Annotated in this window: 17 protein-coding genes; 1 reads left to right on the forward strand and 16 read right to left on the reverse strand. The window is 41.8% G+C overall.

Features of this window, described 5'->3' with window-relative positions:
• Positions 1-455: 455 nt before the first annotated feature.
• From IGJ42_RS09565 to IGJ42_RS09620, 12 genes are all read right to left on the reverse strand, one after another.
• Entirely contained in the window at positions 456-2231 is a 1776-nt protein-coding gene (locus IGJ42_RS09565) for an ABC transporter ATP-binding protein (protein WP_005235438.1), read from the reverse strand.
• On the reverse strand, positions 2231-3979 hold the full coding sequence (locus IGJ42_RS09570; protein ID WP_086332450.1) for an ABC transporter ATP-binding protein: 1749 nt from the start codon (positions 3977-3979) through the stop codon (positions 2231-2233). The genes IGJ42_RS09565 and IGJ42_RS09570 overlap by 1 nt, the downstream gene beginning before the upstream one ends.
• Positions 3980-4177: 198 nt before the next feature.
• Positions 4178-4396 (reverse strand): YneF family protein, encoded by a 219-nt coding sequence (locus IGJ42_RS09575; RefSeq protein WP_005235432.1) that lies wholly within the window; start codon positions 4394-4396, stop codon positions 4178-4180.
• A gap of 107 nt (positions 4397-4503) precedes the next feature.
• A complete protein-coding gene (locus IGJ42_RS09580) occupies positions 4504-5307 on the reverse strand; it encodes an ABC transporter permease (RefSeq protein WP_430615273.1) in 804 nt (267 codons plus the stop codon).
• Positions 5308-5309: 2 nt separating this feature from the next.
• Positions 5310-6218 carry an ABC transporter ATP-binding protein gene (locus IGJ42_RS09585; RefSeq protein ID WP_086332451.1) on the reverse strand — a complete coding sequence of 303 codons (909 nt, stop codon included), beginning with the start codon at positions 6216-6218 and terminating at the stop codon, positions 5310-5312.
• A 252-nt stretch (positions 6219-6470) separates the two neighbouring features.
• Positions 6471-7994 (reverse strand): helix-turn-helix domain-containing protein, encoded by a 1524-nt coding sequence (locus IGJ42_RS09590; RefSeq protein ID WP_086333088.1) that lies wholly within the window; start codon positions 7992-7994, stop codon positions 6471-6473.
• Between the two features lie 298 nt (positions 7995-8292).
• Complete coding sequence (locus tag IGJ42_RS09595) at positions 8293-9342, reverse strand: LPXTG cell wall anchor domain-containing protein (protein ID WP_005235425.1); 1050 nt, start codon at positions 9340-9342, stop codon at positions 8293-8295.
• 182 nt (positions 9343-9524) lie between these two features.
• Complete coding sequence (locus IGJ42_RS09600; protein ID WP_429946698.1) at positions 9525-11183, reverse strand: Ig-like domain-containing protein; 1659 nt, start codon at positions 11181-11183, stop codon at positions 9525-9527.
• Between the two features lie 265 nt (positions 11184-11448).
• Positions 11449-13539 (reverse strand): ABC transporter permease, encoded by a 2091-nt coding sequence (locus IGJ42_RS09605; RefSeq protein ID WP_429946699.1) that lies wholly within the window; start codon positions 13537-13539, stop codon positions 11449-11451.
• Positions 13511-14287, reverse strand: a complete 777-nt coding sequence (locus IGJ42_RS09610; RefSeq protein ID WP_008378452.1) for an ABC transporter ATP-binding protein — start codon at positions 14285-14287, stop codon at positions 13511-13513. Before IGJ42_RS09610 ends, IGJ42_RS09605 begins: the two co-directional genes overlap by 29 nt.
• A gap of 89 nt (positions 14288-14376) precedes the next feature.
• Entirely contained in the window at positions 14377-15324 is a 948-nt protein-coding gene (locus IGJ42_RS09615) for a sensor histidine kinase (protein ID WP_086332453.1), read from the reverse strand.
• Entirely contained in the window at positions 15321-16016 is a 696-nt protein-coding gene (locus IGJ42_RS09620; RefSeq protein WP_008378457.1) for a response regulator transcription factor, read from the reverse strand. The genes IGJ42_RS09615 and IGJ42_RS09620 overlap by 4 nt, the downstream gene beginning before the upstream one ends.
• A gap of 162 nt (positions 16017-16178) precedes the next feature.
• Between IGJ42_RS09620 and IGJ42_RS09625 the strand changes: the two genes are divergently transcribed.
• Positions 16179-16796, forward strand: a complete 618-nt coding sequence (locus tag IGJ42_RS09625) for an FMN-dependent NADH-azoreductase (protein WP_005225804.1) — start codon at positions 16179-16181, stop codon at positions 16794-16796.
• A 140-nt stretch (positions 16797-16936) separates the two neighbouring features.
• Here IGJ42_RS09625 and IGJ42_RS09630 read toward each other — a convergent pair whose 3' ends face one another.
• The 4 genes from IGJ42_RS09630 to tyrS all read right to left on the reverse strand — a co-directional run bounded on the left by IGJ42_RS09630 (position 16937) and on the right by tyrS (position 20594).
• Positions 16937-17323 (reverse strand): cytidine deaminase family protein, encoded by a 387-nt coding sequence (locus IGJ42_RS09630; RefSeq protein WP_430615278.1) that lies wholly within the window; start codon positions 17321-17323, stop codon positions 16937-16939.
• Positions 17324-17367: 44 nt separating this feature from the next.
• Positions 17368-18261 (reverse strand): deoxyribonuclease IV, encoded by an 894-nt coding sequence (locus tag IGJ42_RS09635; protein WP_008378462.1) that lies wholly within the window; start codon positions 18259-18261, stop codon positions 17368-17370.
• Positions 18262-18349: 88 nt separating this feature from the next.
• On the reverse strand, positions 18350-19261 hold the full coding sequence (locus IGJ42_RS09640; protein ID WP_005235411.1) for an AEC family transporter: 912 nt from the start codon (positions 19259-19261) through the stop codon (positions 18350-18352).
• Between the two features lie 70 nt (positions 19262-19331).
• Positions 19332-20594, reverse strand: coding sequence for a tyrosine--tRNA ligase (gene tyrS / locus IGJ42_RS09645; protein ID WP_008378466.1), 1263 nt, complete (start codon positions 20592-20594; stop codon positions 19332-19334).
• Positions 20595-20683: the final 89 nt, after the last annotated feature.

A 20683-nucleotide genomic window follows, 5' to 3' on the forward strand; every position in this document is an offset into this window, starting at 1 on the left:
CGAATAATATCTCGTGCTTATCCACTATCTTTAAGCTTCCACTCGATTCTCCTTCGATCCCTTCTCGATGGGGAGCTGCCACTATTCAAATCAACCTCCATATTCCACTCTCGTCGGTTGGGCTCTTCGTAAAAGATAGGCTCAGGATGCTTGCCTTTTGCTTAGAGCCGCTTCCCTCCTGTTTCTCCTCTATGATTCGATCCTCTTGTTTGCACAACATTTCACATAAGGCTCCTCTGACGCTCGCCTGACCGAGCGTAATTACTAGTCTAAACCGAAAAGGATCCTAACCGATTAATCATTTGTTTGACTAGGTGCTAGTTGTTTTAATGTCTACATGATAGCAAAGGGTGAAAACGCTGTCAATCACAAATAGAAATTTTTGCTTCATTTGTTCAATTTATACAAAATAGACCTTAAAATACCTACGTGGTATTTTAAGGTCTATTGGCCGTTTAAACTTCACTTGCCTGCAAACGGTACATATCGGCATACAACCCTTTTTGAGCCAAAAGTTCATCATGGGTGCCTCGTTCGACGATCGAGCCTTTATCAAGCACCAAAATCAACTCAGCATCGCGAATGGTAGACAATCGATGGGCGATCGCGATCGTGGTTCGCCCTTGACGCATATTTGCCAAGCCTTCTTGGATCAGTCCTTCTGTTTCAGTATCGATATTGGCAGTCGCCTCATCCAAGACCAGCACTTTCGGATCGGTCACCATCGTTCGGGCAAAGGAAATCAATTGCCGTTGCCCGCTTGAATAACTGGCACCCCGTTCAATCACTTTGGCGTGGTATTTACCAGGTAGTTTTTGAATAAAGGCATCTGCTTGAACAAATTTTGCTGCTGCTTCGATCTGTTCTTCACGAATATCCTGATTCAATAAGCGGATATTGTCAGCGATGTCCCCATAAAACATGAAAGCATCTTGCAATACGAGTCCAACTTTTTTCCGAAGCTCTTCCATCGTGAAGTCGCGGATATCTTGATCATCGATCAAAATTTGCCCTTCCCCAAATTCGTAAAAACGCATCAACACATTGATGATCGAGCTCTTGCCACTTCCTGTGTGACCGACTAGAGCCACGGTCTCACCTGGATAGGCGATGAAAGAAATATGATTCAATACGTTGTTTTTTCCATCATAGGAAAAACTGACATCGCGAAATTCAATTTTTCCTTTGGTGATGGTTTGACTGGCATCGGAGTTTTGCTGCGGCGTATATTCTTCGTTATCCATAATCTTCAAAATCCGGCTGCCGGCTACCATCCCATCAGTAAAGACGCTGAGAAAATCCATCATCTGTGTCATTGGATTAAAGAATCCTTGAATATAGGTCGTAAAGGCGAAAATTAACCCAACTTCAATCGGCGATTCTAAAGCATCAAACCCAAAGAGCGTCAATGACAAGGCAATCGCTAAGGCATACAACAAACTAATGATTGGTGATAGTAGCAGCGCATTCGTGCGGATCATGGCGTATCTAGTTTTCAAATAATCATCGTTGGTCGCTTCGAATTCTTCATTCAGCCGCGCCTCTTGGCGGAATTGCTGAATGATCTGCATGCCAGAAATCGATTCATTCAATTTCGTATTCAGCTGACTCAGTTTTTCCCGCATTTGACGATAGATACGAGAGCTGAATTTTTGATAATACCAGATGACTACCATTAGGATTGGCAGAAAAATCAAGTTTAGTAAGGCAATTTTGACGTTGATGCGGAACATGGCGGCAAAAGAAGAAACCACCGCAAAAATTCCTGTCAATACCATCAAGAAGACATACCAAAATTCATACAATGTTTCTGTGTCGTTGCTGACCCGTGAAACGATTGAACCCGCTGGCGTCTGATCGAAATAGCGCATCCCAAGACTATGCAATTTTTCAAATAATTTTGCTCGAATATATTGATAGGTTTTTAAAGAACCCATTGAATAAAGGAACCATTGGAAAAACCAAATCACGGCTTTTACCAACACCCCAAAGAAATACAACGCAGCAAAGAAATAAATGACTTGCTGGGTCGCCGTCTGATTGGTCAAATAATTATCCATAAAGGTTTGAATGATCAAAGGCAACAAGATATTGATGATCGATAGCACAAAAGCAAAAAAGATCGCTGCATAGAAGGTTTTTCGAAACGGTTTGGCAAAAAGAAACATTCGTTTGATGATGTTTTTTTGCTCTTTAAAGGGAATCGATTTGCTCCATTCTGATTCTTGCATTAGGCTTCACTCCCTTCGATTTTGGCTTCTAGTTGCTGCTTGTCCCACATTTTTTTATACCAGCCATTTGCAGCCAATAATTGTTCATGGGTCCCACGTTCACTGATTTTCCCATTGTCGATCACGAGAATTTCTTCTGCATGCTTGACACTGCTTAGGCGGTGGGCAGCAATGATCGTTGTTTTATTCTGACGGAATGTCCGTAATTGTTGTAAAATAGCTTCTTCCGTTTTGGCATCTACTGCTGAAAGGGCGTCATCTAAAATCAATAATTCTGGGTCAGTGATCAAGGCACGGGCAATGGATAAACGCTGTTTTTGTCCGCCGGAAAGAGAAACACCACGTTCCCCCACCATCGTTTCGTACCCTTCAGGAAACTGACTGATATCCTCGTGGATCACTGCTAATCTAGCAGCCGCTTCAACTTCTGCTTGAGAAGACCGTGGTTGCGCGAAGCGGATATTGTCTCGAATCGTCATGGAAAATAAGAAATGATCTTGCGGAACATAACCGATCGAACCCAAAAGAGCATTCAAAGAGTATTGCTTGCTGTCGATGCCCCCGAAGGTGATCGCCCCATCAAATGAATCATACTCTCGCAACAAGAGCTTCATCAAAGAGGTTTTTCCTGCACCAGTTTTCCCGACCACACCAAGTGTTTGCCCGGCAGGCAAAGTAAAGTGGATGTCTTGCAGGGCAAAATCATCTCCTTGATAGTGAAAATCATTGATTTGAACGTTCACCGTTCCTTGGGCTGGGGTATCGACCGCATCTTTGGCTTCAATGATATGGGTCTTTGCCGCCAATAATTCGGCAACCCGATCATAACTTGCATTGCCTCGTTCCAGCACATTGAACAGGCGTCCGATGGCAAACATTGGCCAAACTAACATACCGATATAACTGATGAAAGATACCAATTGACCGATCGAGATGGTACCGTCCATGACATAATTGCCGCCAACGATGATCGTCAGCACATAGGAGATTCCAATGATGATCGTAATAAACGGATCAAATAAGGCATCCAGAAAATTGACTTTGCGGTTTTTGATGATGGCATGGTCGATTTTGGTTTGAAAATCAGCGATGTCCTCTTTTTCCTGTCCAAAGGTTTTGATGACTTTCATCCCAGTAATACTTTCTTGGGCTTTGTCGTTGATGGAAGAAAATGCTTCTTGCGAGTCACGAAACGCATCATGCAATTTGCTACCAAGAACCCGTGCCATGACTGCTAAGAAAGGCAGCGGCAATAGAGCAATGATCGTTAACCGCCAATCGATAAAGAGAACCATCGCAATGATGGTAGCTCCACCAGAGATGAAGGAATCAGCAAAGGTCAAGATCCCCGCCCCTGCCACATTCTGGATGGCATTCAAGTCATTGGTGGCATGGGCCATCAAATCACCTGTCCGATGCTTTTGATAAAACAACTGATCCATCCTTGTAAAATGTGCAAATAACTGTCTGCGTAACGTTTTTTCTAGCCGAGCGGCACTGCCCCAGATATGCGTTCGCCAGACAAAACGAAACACATATTGAGCGATAGCTGAAGCAATCAAGATCATGACCCAAAAAAAGATCGTCTGCATCGAGATCTCTTTTTCAGCAATTTCATCGATGATGATCCCGATAACTTTGGGAGGGGCCAACTGTACCAAGGCGACTAGGACTAAAGAGCCTACGCCTAACAAATAATGTTTCTTTTCTTGTTTAAAAAACCAACCTAACTTCCTAAATATTGACATAACACTCTCCATTTCTTTGTGACCTGTTGCCTAAATTTTGCGATTTTTCCGAATATTTATTAGATTCAGATTCGATTGCTACCCCGCTATTCACAGAACGTAAATAGAAAAAGCAGCCTGGGGACATTCTTTTAGTTTCTTCATTTTGCCGCAATAAAAAGCGAGCTGATAAAATCAGCCCGCTTCTTAGAAAAAAACCTACTTTTGGTTTTTCATTTGCTGCATCATCTGACGAATCTTTTTCTCAGAAGGTTTTTGACCCATTGACATCATCATCGAGCGAAGCATATCCTCATTAACGGGAGGATTTTTCTTTAGATAATCTTGCATATATTTACGCGCCAAAAAGAAGCCGCCGACAGCGCCTAGTAATGCTGCAACAACAGCGATCACGATTACGATTCCTACACTAACCATTTGAAAACTCTCCTTTCTCTTGTACTCTCAATGAATCATTTTACTAGAAAAAAACACAAAAAGAAAGAGTGAAAGTTGGATTTATCCAAAAACTTTCACTCGTTTCCTCAACTTAATGCGACATCTCTTTTATTGAATAACCAATTTGTTAAAAGGTAGATTAAAACACTATAAACAAGGATCCCGATCGCCATTTCCCAATAGCCCAATCCCGGATCAAAGGCAGTCATCTGCATGTCAGGACTATTTAATAAACTCGGTATCTGCTCTTTGATATTCATAAAATTAAACGGGTTCCACTGCAGCCATGGGTATTTTTCTTGAGCAAAAAGCATGATCGAGTTGATGATGCTGCTTCCAAACAACATACCCAAGCCTAAGCCAACCGCCAGGCTTTGAGAGCGAATGACGGCTGAGATAAAGATGGTCAATGCAATATAAAAGACAATCAATAGCAAGTTGGTTCCCGCAAAAACAAAGGCAACGAGAATCGCCGCTAGCCCGTTGTAGCCAGTAGCAGCAAAAGGTGATTCAGCTGCTAAAAATAAATTGGCGGCTGCTAAACTACTGATTAGTAAAACAGCAGTCCCTAAAAGCGCAAATAAAAACGTGTTGATGGCTTTTGCTGCTAAGATTTGGCTTCTGGAAAAAGGCCGAATCAATAAGAACTTGATTGTTCCACGACTGAACTCTTCCGCCACTGAAGAAGCTGCCACAATCACCACAAATAAGTTTAAAAAGGAAGTCATGTCGCTCAAAGAAGCGAATAAATCATTGGCACCAATCTCGGGACTACCTAAGCGAACCACATAGGTCAACCCAAAAGTCATTAGAACCAATAAAAGCAGCATGATCCAAGTAGAACGTTTTTTGGTTAATTTGATCCATTCATTTTTAATCAATGTCAGCATGCTTACAAACCTCCTTCTTCGGTCCAAGCCAAGAATGTATCTTCTAGAGAAGATTGCTTTGTCCGTAGTTCTTTCAAGCCGATCCCAGCCGTCACGATCGCTGCAGCGATTGCCGAACGCTGATCTGTTGCTAGAGTGACTTGCAATTCATCTGCAACCTGCAAGACCTCGACCTCAAAGGAAGCTTTTAACATTGCTTCTGTTTCCGCATTATCATCAGTTTTAATAATCAGTACATTTTTCTCTGCTTTCAACTCTGCCATTGCTACTTGATGAGTGACTTTTCCTTTTTGCACCACGATCAAATGATCGGCAATTTGTTCGATATCGCTTAATTGATGACTGGAAACTAAGACAGAAACGCCTTTTTCTCTCAAAGAAAGAATCATTTCTCGAAACTCCCGCATGCCTTTAGGATCCAGGCCATTCATCGGTTCATCTAAAACTAATAAGTCTGGTTGATGGACCAATGCCTGGGCAACACCTAAACGCTGACGCATCCCTAATGAATAGGTTTTGACTTTTTGATGGATGTGTCCTTCTAAATGTACCTGACGAATAAGAGCTTCTAATTCTGCTGTCGTACTTTTTTTCTTCGCCATGCGCTGATACTGCATCAAATTTTCATAGCCTGTCATATAATTATAAAACTCAGGATTTTCAACGATCGCACCGACTGAGGCAATCGCGGTTTTAAAAGAAGAATCCAGTAAATTCCCCATAATGGCAATCGATCCTGTGTTGTGCTTCATCAACCCAACAATCATCCGAATGATCGTCGTCTTCCCAGCCCCATTAGGCCCTAATAAACCAACGACTTGTCCTTGGTCCACCACAAAGGAAACATCCTCAATGATTCGTTTGGTTCCAATCAATTTGGAAACATTTTGCAGTGCTAATACTTCTGTCAAAGTTACCCCTTCTTCCTAACACCTTTTCTGCAACGATTTTAAATAAAAAACGTTATGATAATATGTATACCATGCCATCTCTGTAAAAAAAAGTCAAGAAGCGAAAAAGGAACGACGATGTTCCTGTTTTTGCTTCTTGACACCTGTGTTTATCAAAGTCGCTTTTCACTTTCGCCTTACTGCCGAAACTTACGAAATTATAAGTTCTGTCTGCTCAGCCAACCCACGCGGCTGATTATTTACATGGTACGATCAAATCGATTGGGCAAAAACGAGCTTTTCAAAAGCTGCCTTGTTCTTGGCACTTCTGATCTGTTTGATCGTTTGTTTAAGTTGTTTCCACTCCTTTGCGCTTGGTTGACCGTTCCAATAAAAGATATAGGGCTGTTCTTCCTCAGAAAATTCTTGATGAATCGGATAATCACTGATGACCAAATCTGGTTTTTGAGTAAGTGAAAGATGCGCCATCGCTCGATGCGTTGCATTCAATAGTCGGTTCTTCATCCAAAGTTCTTGCGTTTTTCCGTATTTCGAATGGATCGAGAAAGTGACTGGCTGTTCATATTTGATAAAAATAACTCTCAATAACATACAGTATTGGAAAATCAATCGGTCATTCTTTTGCAGCAATGCACGCAAATCAGGTAAAGAAACAGTCGCTTCCTCAAAAAATCGTTTCACGGTCGGATAAAGCACTGGGAAAGCCGCTTGTAGCTCTTGCTTGTCGGTCGGTTTACCAAAACTATCACTTTTTTGTCGGGTACCAAAAAGGTTGGAAGCAGAATGGATCATTACGAAATTAACTAGTAAATAGTTTTTTTCAGCATCGGTAAACCTCAGACGAAAACACTGGGCTAGTTGTTCAACAAGTAATACTTCTGGCTGATACTTGGGTTGGGTCAACCACGAGAGTTCCGCCTCGCAAAGATCCTCTTCAAGATAGGTGTTCATTACGCCAAACATAAAATACAAGAAGCTGCATTCAGGCTCCGAGATTTCAGTTAGAGAAAGGTGATTGCCGTTGAATAATGGCTTTAAAAAGACCTCAAAAAACTGATTCCTTTCAATCAGTGGATGTTCAAAGGTACTTACTTCCTCTGGTAAAAAAGTGATTGGATGCTTTTGATGAATTCTTTGCAGGGAGATAGCGAATAGATTAAGAAACTTATCGATATCGATTTTTCTCATATAAGAAGCATGAGTTTCAAACAAAGCCATAACGCTTTCTTTATCCTTGATCGATGCCACGACCTGTGAGTGCTTCTCATCGAAAATCTGCCAATAGGTTAAATGATAAAAATAGCGGATTGCGTATTCCTCACCTGTCAAGGGATCTCCTTTCTTCAGACTATAGGACAAATGATAGTTCGCCAAAATGTGATTTAGTTCTTTCAATTTTCGTTGGACCGTTCGGAGACTGCTGAAGGTTTTGAGGCTGAGTTGTTCAAGGGAGTGATAGTCCCCATGAAAGAGTGCATCGAGTAAGATAAACCCAACGGTTCCCTGTAACAATACATTATATGCTTGACTCAATAAAAATCGTGGAGAAAAAGCAATCACCACTTCTTTTTCTTGTTCATCATAAATCAACGTAAACTGAGGATAGCGGGCACAAAACCATTCGACTTGTTGCACGATCGACTGCATTTTATTCGTTCTCCTATTGAAAACATCAGAAAGCTCTTTAATTGTATATTTTGGTTTGTTCGTTTCGTAACAATAACTTAGAAACTGAAAAATTTGTTTTTCTGTGGTATCCAAAAGTGCGTGTAACATGAAAATTCCCTCGCTTGTATGGTCAGCCAAAGCTGTTTTTTGCTTTGAATCTATCACCTTACAAAATTGTAAGCTGTGAATGTTTGGTGATCGTACCACTGTGCCCTCTTTTCTGTCAAATTACTTTTAACAAATTTTCCTTTTGTTATCTGTATATTTTCATAAAAAAAGTCTGACGCCTCAAAACGATCGTCAGACTAATTATGAATTACGGCAAAACAACACGTGATTGTGCATTCTGGGGAAGAAATTTCCAATCGTGGGTTATCAATTTTCTCATGATTTTTGGGTATGTTCGTTACAGCTTCTCATCATAAAATAACTTTCGCTTCAGCCAGTAAAGAAACACAGTCAGAACCACTACTAGACCAAAGAGTAGATAGCGAAGATTGGTAGTTTTGCTGCCGGTTTTCGGTAGTACGGCTGCATTGACCTCCTTGCCACTGCTTATCTCCGTGGGTTGAAGTTGTTCCTTTTTGTCTTGAGAAGATGTTGTCGCTTGGTGCTCTTCTGTACGGACACTAGATGAAACGCTCGCCTGACTTTTCTGGGATTGATTGGCTGGCAATCCTTTGGTTTTCTTTTGTGAATCTGAATGCTTTGACGAAGCAGATTCCTTCTCGGTAGACGTTATGGCTGTCGCTGCGTTTTCTTGACAGCTCTCTGTCTGACTTGGCTCGCTTTTAGTGACTGGTTGGGTGCTGACGGTTTCCGAATCACTGATATCGATAGTGCTTTGTGTGCTTTGGATGTCTTCACTGGTAATTTCAGCCTCAGAAGTCGTTGGACTCGTCGATTGAGACTCGCTAAATTTCGGCTCGATACTACTAGAGGAAGCGCTTGTTGCTACCGTTTCGTTTGAGCTTTTACTTGTCTCAGCTGTCGTACTCTCATTACTGCTTGGCGGCGCGGTTACTTGCCAATGACCGGGCTTCAGGTTTTCAGTTATTGTTGTTTCACCATCATATATAACAACTAAATCAACTTTATCCATACTTTTTATCTCATCAATAGCCATCTCCGCATGGATCCTTAAGTAGTTTTCAACACCTGAAAACCAATCGACTTTCGTTAAAACTGTTTCGCCGATCACTTTTTCACTGTGTCCGTTCCCATCCCAACCATAAGTTAGTAAGACACGAACCTTTTGTGAAGTCAGTGTTTTGTTCGGACGTACCGGAACCGTGATCATTTTCAAGGCTTCGTCATAAATCACTCGGTTCGTTTGTACAGAAAACGACAGATTTCCTCTGGAACGTTCTTTTGCTGAAGTATGATCGAAACCAAACACAAGAATCAATAACCCTATTAGCAGTATTGTGATTAATACACCAACCAGTTTTCTCATTTCCTCACTTCCTAAATGAATATTTCAAGATAACTTGATAAAGAAATTATAATAAAATCTCAGAGAAAACATGCGCCGAAAAAAAAAGGAAAGTGGCCATAAAATGGCATCTTTCCTTTAAATAAGTCTTTATTAATTTTTCTTCCAAGTAATAAAACTGCCTCCAAAATTTCAGTTTCTATCTACCTGATAAATTTACTCCAACCTAACTTCAATGCGCATCCTGCTAAAACCATTCCTATTGCAATCCATAAATGATTAGACACTTCATTCGTTTGAGGAAAGTGCTGTTTTTCTGATTGATTATGCAAATTATTTGTTTTGGATAACTTATTGATCCCAGAGGATGAATTTTCAGGTGACACCGCCCCAGTATTACTAGAACTACTCCTGTTAGTTGCTTCGGTGGATTCACTGGTGCTACTGTCGCTACTTGGTTCCGTACTACTACTAGTGCGGCTTTCACTACTTGGTTCCGTGTTACTACTTGTACTGCTTTCACTACTTGGTTCCGTGTTACTACTTGTACTGCTTTCACTACTTGGTTCGGTGGTACTACTTGTACTACTTTCACTACTTGGTTCGGTAGTACTACTAGTGCTGCTTTCACTACTTGGTTCTGTGCTACTGCTGGTGCTGCTTTCACTACTTGGTTCCGTGCTACTACTTGTACTACTTTCACTACTTGGTTCGGTAGTACTACTAGTGCTGCTTTCACTACTTGGTTCTGTGCTACTGCTGGTGCTGCTTTCACTACTTGGTTCCGTGCTATTACTGGTGCTGCTTTCACTACTTGGTTCTGTGCTACTGCTGGTACTGCTTCCACTACTTGGTTCGGTAGTACTACTGGTGCTGCTTTCACTACTTGGTTCCGTGCTGCTGGACTCCCCTGGTTCACCGGTTCCGCCACCACCGCCACCATAGCGTGGCGTATAGCCAGTAATACTGCTTGTTCTTGGCACATCATTGACCACGGCATCAAGGATGCCCCGATTGGTATATTGTTCCAATGAACCATCCGTTTCTGTTTTGTAGGTAATGTAGATCCGTTCCTCCGTATCCCGCAAAGGAATTTCAAAGGAGCCATCACTATTTAAAACGATCGGTACTTGCTCAACATACGTTGGGTTGGAAACGCTGGGGCCGTAAACCACTCGGGCAGTCGTACTGATGAGTGTCTGATGGGGACCTAAAATATCAATAAACGTTCCATCTTTGATCGTCACTTGATTTGTATCAAACGAGTTGATGTACACACGCCAATCAATAATCCGTTTGGGTTCTTGCGTACCTAAATACAGTCCTTGTTTGGTGAGTAAGGCTCCCTCCCCTGTATCATCCACTGCTTGAATAAAAATAGGCACCGATTGCGTTCCATTTACTGTTTCGAAGTTGATGTTGTTGATTTGGTTCTCTGTCACTTCATCGCTGAACTTTGTCCAAAAATAAAAGTCCCCGTGTACATTGGTATTTTGTTCGACAAATTCCGTGAAAACAAAGGTCAGCTGATTGCCAACTTGGGTAACATTGACCACTAAGTTGTTATTTTCATCGTATAAAGCATACGTATTATTGACGCCTTCAATCTCAACTGGCAAGGTGACAGTCGCTTTGTCACCGGCTTTTAAATCTCCTAAATCCTCCAAACTCCAGGTCATATCTATTTTGAAGGAATCATCCTTTTCAATACTTGTGATGACCTCGTTGCGGCTATTAACGATCGATACATTTGTGATCAGGTTGGCACCCACATCGGTTTCCCCATAAACAATCCGGATACCAGCAAATAAAGGAATCAGCAACAGTAAGACTGCAAATGCTTTTCCAAGTCGTGTGATCATTGGTCTCCTCCCTCAAATAAGTGCTTCCCTAAATCCATCGACCGCAGCCTTCACTGTACTCGAAATGAATTTTGCATCTGACAGTTGTCGTGTTCTAACAGTGTCTCTTCGTTTGTTTGACAAAATGAGCGTTACTTAATTTTATCTGCTTTTCAATGATTTGCACAATTAAAAGGCTTCATGGATAGAAATTTAGACAAACTAGCTAATAAAAAGCCAAATCCCAATCAGTACAAACTGAAAGAGATTTGGCTTGAAGAATAAATTACTCTGTAGGATCGGCGATCCTATCAATTTGCTGGAAGTATCGATATTGACAAATCAAGTAAAAAACGATTTGAAAAATCAAAAAGAGACTAGCGATCACACCGTAGTATTGCCAAACAGGCAATTCTACTAAGATACGCAAAGCGGTCATCGCTACCGCGAAATGGATCATTGCAACGACTGTTGGCAAGAAGTACATTACTTGCAGCTGGCGTCGCAGAACTTTGTGCCGCTCCTTCGGCGACACACCTAAAATATGCAAGGAACGATGGTACGCCCCATCTTTATCTAAATCTGCAAATAAACGGAAATAGATAATCGAAGCGGAGAAAATAAAGAAAACCGAACCCAGTAATACCGTGATCATTAAAATGATGCCATTTCCCTGACGATTTTCTTGGAAAACTTGGTATTTCGAGGTATAAGACGTACGCATCGGAATGTCTTTTGCCGCTTCTGACCACTCTTCATCCGTATAGTCACCTTTGGCTTCAAACTCCTGACTGAGCTCTTCGTATTGCTGATCGATCAAGGCATTTTCTTTATCTAAATCCCCATTGAAATCAGATACCAATTCAGGTGTTTCAGCCCATTCTGGATAGTCTAACCAAATAAAACCAGATTCCATATCGTCGGTGGATTTTTGCAAGAGGGCTTGCCACTCCTCAAAGGTTTTATCTGTCACAACTGACAGTCCAAAGTAATCCAGAGAAAGCATTGAGGGACTGTGGACAATCGTAACATCTTTTTTTATACCGGTCTCTGATCCCAATTCGATTGGATAGATACTTGTACGTTCGTTCTCAGGGACTTCTAGAAGCTGTTTTCGACGTGAATAATTAGCACTAAGTGTCATTATTTGATTATCTGCAACAGAATCAGCTTCCTCACCAATTTGTTTCATCATTTTCTGATAGTCGCTTTCTCGCATAATTGAAAAGCCATTCGTCGTATAGAATGAATCATTCGTAACTGCAGATTCATCAAGATTCGCATATGCCCATAGTAAGGAAACACTATCCGTTACAGGCGCATACCCTTTTTCTTCTATAGCAGTTTTAATTTCGTTTACTTTTCCCTCGGTATGATCGAGGTCTTCTGGCCCAGACCACGGAAATACATAGGCTACACTAATTCCTTGGATCGAAGAAAAAGAAGAACTGCCAATCGCCAGCATCACGGAAATCCCAACGAATGCCACGGAGGTACTAATAGCAATCAGACTATACATCGCCGCATTGTCTCGCATGCGAAAAATCCATTCGCTGATAGTCAGCATCCGAGTCCCTCGTAAGAAGGTCGGGCGTTTCTTTAATCGTTTCAATAGAAATACGCTGAACTGATGGAATGACAAAATCGTGCCCGCAACAGTCAACAAGACTCCTAGCATAAGCGGCAGCATCGAGTACGTTTGGTAGCTAAAATAAAAGACCGATCCATAGCCAATTAGTAACAGCACAATTCCTGAAAAAGCCAATGCCCAATGGCTTTTTGGTTCAGGACGTGGCTTTTCATTTTCCTTGATCAATGAGATGATCTGTTCTCCTTGCAAGGCGCGGGTACTGAAAAAGGAGATCAAGAGAAAAATAAAGACATAGATCCCAAAGGTCAATCCTAAACCTTCCATAGGAACCATAAATTTCAGTCCTTCTGTTAGATACATGACATTTTGCGCAATCAGCAGCAATAATTTCGTCAATAAAATCCCTAACCCAATACCGGTCACTGTGGCACAGGTTCCTAAAAGGGCATTTTCGACAAACAAAATCTTTCGCAGATCTTTTTCTTCGATCCCCAAAATCAAGTAGATTGCCAGATCACGTTTGCGTCGTTTTAAAAAGACCACAAATGTATACCATAAAAACAACAGCGACAGTAAAGCGATCACCACAAGTGCGACGGATAGACCGACCTTCGCCAATTCTGAAAGTGTACCGCTATTGGACAAATTTTCTTCCAATTGCGGATGAAAGAGCAAAAGACTAAAGATATAAAACACCATCGCCGCAAAGGCGCTACTGACGAAGTAGGCCGCATAGGTTCGAAAATTCCCCCGCAGATTACGAATGATCAACTGTCTGAAATTCATGACGGCGACCTCCTAAATGTGCTAGGACTTCAAGAATTTTTTGATAAAATTGCTGTTGATCAGCCCCGCGATAGACTTCGTTATACAGCTTTCCATCTTTGATGAAAACGACCCGATCAGAAAAGCTGGCAGAATAAGGATCATGGGTGACCATCATGGTGGTGACCTTAAGTTGCTTGTTCATCTGACTTAGTATTTCCATGACATCTCGTGCTGCCTTTGAATCAAGATTGCCCGTCGGTTCATCTGCTAAAAGCAATTCCGGTTGATGGATCAAAGCTCTAGCAATCGCAACTCTCTGCTGCTCTCCACCGGAAAGCTGATAGATGCGTTTGTCTTTTTTCTCATAGATCCCAAGCTCACGTAATAGCTGTTCCGAACGTTCTTTCATCTCAAGAACCGGCACCCGATCCAATGTCAGTGGTAAAATCACATTCTCAAGCACGCTCAATGGCGAAAGTAAATTGTAGTTTTGAAAAACAAAACCTAGTTGCCGACGACGAAACTCCGCGAGTTTTTGCTTAGATAATTCTAGGGGCTGCTCGCCCTTGATGATCACCGAACCTGAAGTCGGTTTATCCAATGTTGCCACCAAATTCAGCATGGTGGTCTTGCCACTGCCAGATGGACCCATAATGCTGATAAATTCTCCTTCTGGCACTTTGAGATCGATTTGCTGTAAAACCTCAACAGACACTTCCCCTGTATAGGTTTTCGATACATTTTTCAATTCTAGTAAAGCCATCATCTTCACTCCTTTGCTACCAGTTTAGCAGGCGGCACCGCAATCAGTTATCGATTTCATGATAGAAAGCTTACAAAATTGTAAGAAAGTCTTTACGTCCGAAACGTTAATGTAACCGTCGTGCCTAGATTCTCCTTAGAGACCAAAGCGATATCGATATCCAATTGCTTGCTGATCGTTTCGACTAAGTAAAGTCCGATTCCAGTTGCCTCGCCTGTTTGCCGACCATTCTGACCTGTATAAAAGGGGCGAAAAACCCTTGGCAGATCCGCTTCTGCAATTCCGCACCCTTCATCTGAGATCGTCAATTTTCTAGAAAAAGGATCGATCTCAAAATAGACCTTACTGTCTGGCTTTGAGTACTTGACGGCGTTGCTGATGAGCTGAAAGAGCAAAATACCTAGCCATTTTTTATCTGTTGTCACCGTGATATCTGCTTCACTCATCAGCTTCGGATAGACTTCACTGCGAATGAAATTCCGCTTCTGGTCACCGATACTGTGTTTTAACAATTCCAACAGTGAGGCTGACTCGATAACGAAGTCCTCCGTGAAATCTTCCAAGCGCACAAAATTCAGCGCAGTCGCCAAGCCACTTTTTAAGCGATCTGTTTCAGCCAAAAGATCATAGCTATCGACTTCTTCACTTTCAGCCATTAGCGCCAAAACTGAGACAGGTGTTTTCATTTGATGAACCCAGATATTCATGAAACGAATATGATTTTGATGGTGCTGATCTAATTCTGTCAGCCGCTCTTGCTCATGCTGCTCTTGTCCATCGAACTGCTTGCGCCATTGCCTGGAAAGGTAGCCATTGCTTCGGTGTGTCGCTCTTCCATGCTTGATATAATGATAAAACGTAGTATTGGAAAGGTAATCTGCCAAATAAACAAGAACAATGAACAGCCCGAATAGAAGCAGACCATAACCAATCACGAGGTAATTTCGATAGCCATCCAACCAAATCACTAAAACGAACAATGAAATGGCTAGGAAGGTAACGAGTAGTTTAGGTAAATGAACACTTACATATGCTCTCATTCTTCTGTACCTACTACCGATAAGGCGTAACCCTTTCCGCGAATCGTTTGGATCGGATCATTGATGCCCATTGCCGCCAATTTTTTTCGCAAACGGCCAACATTGACAGAAAGCGTATTGTCATCAACAAAACGCTCATCATCCCATAATAGATTTAAAATCCGTTCCCGTTTGACCATTTCTGGGTGCGCTGACATTAAAAGGGTCAATAATTCTCCTTCTCGAACAGTCAGCCATTCACTGGCTTCACGATAGACCATCTTCAACGCTTCCGGATAATAGGTCAATTCGCCAGCTTTCAAGCTTCTCGCCCGATCAGACTGTGCATAATCCCCATAGACTCTGCGAATATGGCTCTTCACTTTAGCCAGCAGCAAGTCATAAGAAAAAGGTTTGACCAGATAATCATCAGCACCGTATTCTAATGCCATCACTTGGTCCATATTGCCGTCACGTGCGGAGATGAAGAGAATTGGAACCAATGAATGTTCCCTGATTTTTTGGCACCAATAAAACCCATCATAATAAGGCAGATTGACATCTAACAAAACCAAATCAGGTTGGATCAGCAAAAATTCAGCTAAAACCGCAGCGAAATTTTCTGGAACAAAGGTTTGATACGCATAGCGGGATAATTGATTTTCCATCATTTTGACTAACGATTTGTCATCTTCGACCACGAATATTTTCATAGAACCCCTCCTGTTTTCTCTAAAGTTTACCAAAACTACGTGAAAAATACTGCAAAATTCCAGCTTTTTTAAAAAAAGTACACTTATTTATTGTAAGCAAAATTATTTTATAGTATACTACGTTTTGTGATTAAAACTTACTTAAAGTAAAGGTGGAAAAAAATGAAAAATATTTTAGTTGTTAAAGCCAATAACCGTCCTGATGGAGTATCTGCAAAAATGTTTGATACGTTCGTTGAAAATCTTGATACGAACAATGTGGACGTTGTAACCTTTGATGTGTACGCACAACCAATGCCTTATATCGGTCAAACGTTATTTGAAGCATTTGGCAAACTTTCACAAGAACAAGAATTAAACCAAGAAGAACAAGAATTGATGACTGTCCGTCAAGATGTGATGAACAAATTCGCAGCAGCAGATACCATCGTTTTCGCTTTCCCAATGTGGAACCTAACGATCCCAGCAGCTTTGCACACATTCATCGACTATATCTTCCAAGCTGGCTTTACTTTCTCTTATAACGAAGATGGTTCAATGAACCAATTGTTGAAAGACAAAGAAATCGTTCTACTGAATGCCCGTGGTGGTGTTTACTCAGGCGAAATGAGCGCAATGGAAAACGCTGTAACCTTTATGGAAAAAGTTTTCGGTGGTATGTTCGGCATGAACATCACAGAAGAAGTAATCATCGAAGGTCACAATGCAGATCCTTCTAAAACAGCAGAAATCATTGCTGAAGGTTTAGAACGCGTAGCAGCAGCTGCGAAAAAATTCTAATCATTGCTATCGATCAACTCCTCAACAAAGCACTATTGCTGGTTGAGGAGTTTTTTTATCTAAACATGTTGATCGTCCATTGGATCGATAAAACAAAGATGCCCCTTAGAACAGAGCGGTCTAAGGGGCTAAATCTCTTTTTATTTTGATGCTTTCCAATCAAAAGGCAACAGCTCTTCTATCGTCATGATTTTTCCTGCTGCGATCATGACCTGCGTGTTGTGGTTGGCAGGATCCAGCTGGCTGATGAATTCACGGCAACGACCACAAGGTGGGATCGGCTCACCTGCCGAATTGATTGCAACCATCTGTAACACCCGCTGCTGCTCATCGGTGATCATTTGCGCAGCCGCAGCTTGTTCGGCGCAAAAACCCATGGAACAGCTGGTATCGATACAGATCCCTGTATAAATCTGTCCATCTGCAGTAGCCAGAGCTGCCGCGACACTCCCTGCTTCTGCAAATTGAGAGAGCTGTCTGAATCCCAGTTTTTGTTTCGCGGCATCGATCAGCAACTGAAAGTCCATTTTTCTTCCTCCAAAATAAGCTGGTTCATAGTTAAATGAACCGTTTAAGCACCCGCCATGATTTTTGTTAATAGCTCAGGATCAAAGTTCTTTTCCCGCAGCATCGCGATTTCATAGCCATAAGGGGCTTTTTTGTTCTTTTTGTCTTCGCCGACATACGGTGTTTCCAAAATTTTTGGTAACGCTGATAATTGCTCATGATGAACGATCTTATTCAAGGCTTCAAAGCCGATCGTGCCAAAACCAATGTTCGCATGTCGGTCTTTGTGGCTGCCCTGTGGATTTTTTGAATCATTGACATGGATGACCTTCAAGCGATCCAATCCGATGATTTTGTCAAACTCGTTTAAGACGCCGTCAAAGTCTTCTTTGACATTGTAGCCGGCATCATTCGTGTGACAAGTATCTAGTGTAACGGATAATTTTTCATTTAAGGTAACGCCATCGATAATTGCTGCCAATTCTTCAAAGCTGCGACCAATCTCGGTGCCTTTACCTGCCATTGTTTCTAATGCGATCTGGGCGGTTTGATTTTTTTCAAGGACCTCGTTCAAGCCTTTAATGATCTGCTTGATCCCAGCTTCGGGTCCTGCACCGACATGGGCACCGGGGTGCAACGTGATTTGAGTTGCACCTAAAGCTTGGGCTCGTTGGATTTCTTCTTGTAAGAACGAAACGGCAAAGCCAAAGTTTTCTGGTTTGATGGTATTACCTAAATTAATGATGTAAGGGGCATGGACAACGATATTCGAAATTCCCTTTTCCGTCATAAAATCTTGTCCAGCTGCGATCTGCATCTCTTCGATCGGTTTGCGCCGCGTGTTTTGCGGAGCTCCGGTATAGATCATAAACGTAGTAGCTTGATAGCTAGCCGCCTCTTCTGCTGCTCCTAAAAGCATTTTTTTGCCGCTCATTGAAACGTGTGAACCAATCAACATTTTTCTTTTCCTCCTAAATCTAGTCTTCTCTATTATCGATAAAAGCACCTTGTAAAGCGATTATTTTGCTCATTGCCGTATTTTTTTATCAAGCGAGTCCAAATAACATCAGGACACCCGTCATTAGCGGCATACTTATCAAAAAGCTAATGGAAGAAACAAATCCCACCGCCTCTTCCTCCATCCCAGCAATCACGGAATTAATGACCCCAAATAAAGGGATCGGAGCAAACACTAACAAACAAAGTACTGGTTTTAATAAAACTGGGATCGGTAAAACATAGAAAGCCGCGAACAGCACGAAAGCCAGTCCGTAGCGTAAGCTTAAAATTTTGATTACCGTTGGCGTAGTGTGCTTCGGTAAGCGGAAATCCAAAAATAAGCCAATCATAAACATGGACAGAAACGTATTTGCGATCCCGATTGGCTGAACGAGCGCCAAGGCTGACTCGGGAATCCTCCAATCCGCACTGCGGATAATCAGCATCACTAGATAAATGGTAAATGTTGGCGAGCGCAGGAGATTCAAAAAGATTTTTCCTGGTTCAAACGTCGTCCGCTTTCCAATCAAGAACTCGATGAAAATCGTCGTTCCCCCTGCCAACATGATACTGTTCCCCATATCAAACAGCGAAATCAGTGGAATCCCTAAAGGATAAAAACTTTGGGCAAAAGGAATTGCAAAATTGCCGATATTAAAGCCTGACCCGCAGTACATAGCAAACTGTTGCAGCGTGTTCGATTCTTTTTTGGTCAAGAAAAATGCGAAGAGGATCTGGACGACCGTAATGATCAAAGCGATCACAATCAAACTAAGCGCACTGACTTGTACTTGCATTGAAGCTAAATTCAAAATGATTGCTGCCGGTAACGTCACATTCAAAATAATTTTGGATAAGATCGAGCCATCCGCTTTTGAAAGGACATTTAGCCGTTTAAGAAAATACCCTAAGAAGATCATGGCAAATAAACCGGCGGCATTCAACACTATATTTCCCATTCCAACAAAGACCCTTCCTCTACAAAAATTTGAAAAAAAGCGAACCAACAGGTCGGTTCGCTTTTTGCGATTAAAATGTTAATAAGAAATATTTTTTCTTGCCACGACGAATCACGACGTATTTTCCACCGATCCGATCACTTGCTTGGATCTCGTACGTTAGGTCTTGGACGCGTTCCCCATTGATGTAGATGGCCCCATTTTGTACGTCTTCTCTTGCTTGACGTTTTGATGGTTCGATTTTAGCAGTCGTCAACACTTCAACGATGTTCAAAGAATCATCCGCTGTTACCTGATGACTAGGAACCCCTTTAAAGCCTTGTTCGATCTCTTCAGCGTTCAATTCTTTGATATTGCCGCTGAATAAACTTGCTGAGATGCGTACGGCTTGTTCATAAGCCTCTGCCCCATGAACCAAAGTAGTGACTTCTTTTGCCAAAGCTTTTTGTGCTGCTCGAGATTCTGGTGCAGCGTTAAATTCAGCTTCGATCGCAGCGATTTCTTCTAATGATAAGAAGGTGAAATATTTCAAGAATTTGACTGCATCACGATCATCCGTATTGATCCAGAATTGGTAGAACTCGTAAGGCGTTGTTTTCTTGGCATCTAGCCAAACCGCATTGCCTTCTGTTTTCCCAAATTTCGTTCCATCTGCTTTTGTGATCAATGGCATAGTCAAACCGAACCCTTGGACTTCACGCTCACGACGCAATAATTCGATTCCAGAAGTGATATTCCCCCATTGATCGCTACCACCTAATTGCAACAAGCAACCGTGGTTGTCGTAAAGGTTCAAAAAGTCATAGGCTTGTAAAAGCTGGTATGCAAATTCCGTGTAGGAAATTCCTGTTTCGATCCGACGTTTGACACTTTCTTTGCTCATCATGTAGTTGATGGTAAAGTTTTTCCCCGTGTCCCGTAAGAAATCAATCAGTTTCAATTCCCCTAACCATTCATAGTTATTGGCAATGATGGCAGGATTTTCTTGGTCATCAAAATCAATAAAGCGAGATAATTGGCTTTTGATACTTTGTGACCATTCCAAAACGGTATCTAATGTGTTTAATTGACGTTCTTGATCTTTAAAGGATGGGTCACCGATCATTCCTGTACCGCCACCAACTAATGCGATCGGCACATGTCCGTTTTGTTGGAAACGGCGCAACATCAAAATAGGCAATAAATGACCAATATGCAGGCTATCTGCGGTAGGATCAAAGCCGATATATAGTTTCACAGACTCTTCATTTAATTGTTTGGTCAAGGCTGCTTCGTCTGTGGTCTGATGAACTAATCCGCGTTGCTTTAGTTCTTCAAAAAAGTCTGTACTCATTCTTTCTCCTCCTAATAATTGCTTCATTGTTCATCTTAACTGAAAAAGAGGGCAATGAAAAGTCTTTCTCTCAAAGTCCTTTACCAAAA

The sequence above is a fragment of the Enterococcus sp. DIV1067f genome, from assembly GCF_050543505.1.
Classification (GTDB): domain Bacteria; phylum Bacillota; class Bacilli; order Lactobacillales; family Enterococcaceae; genus Enterococcus_D; species Enterococcus_D entomosocium.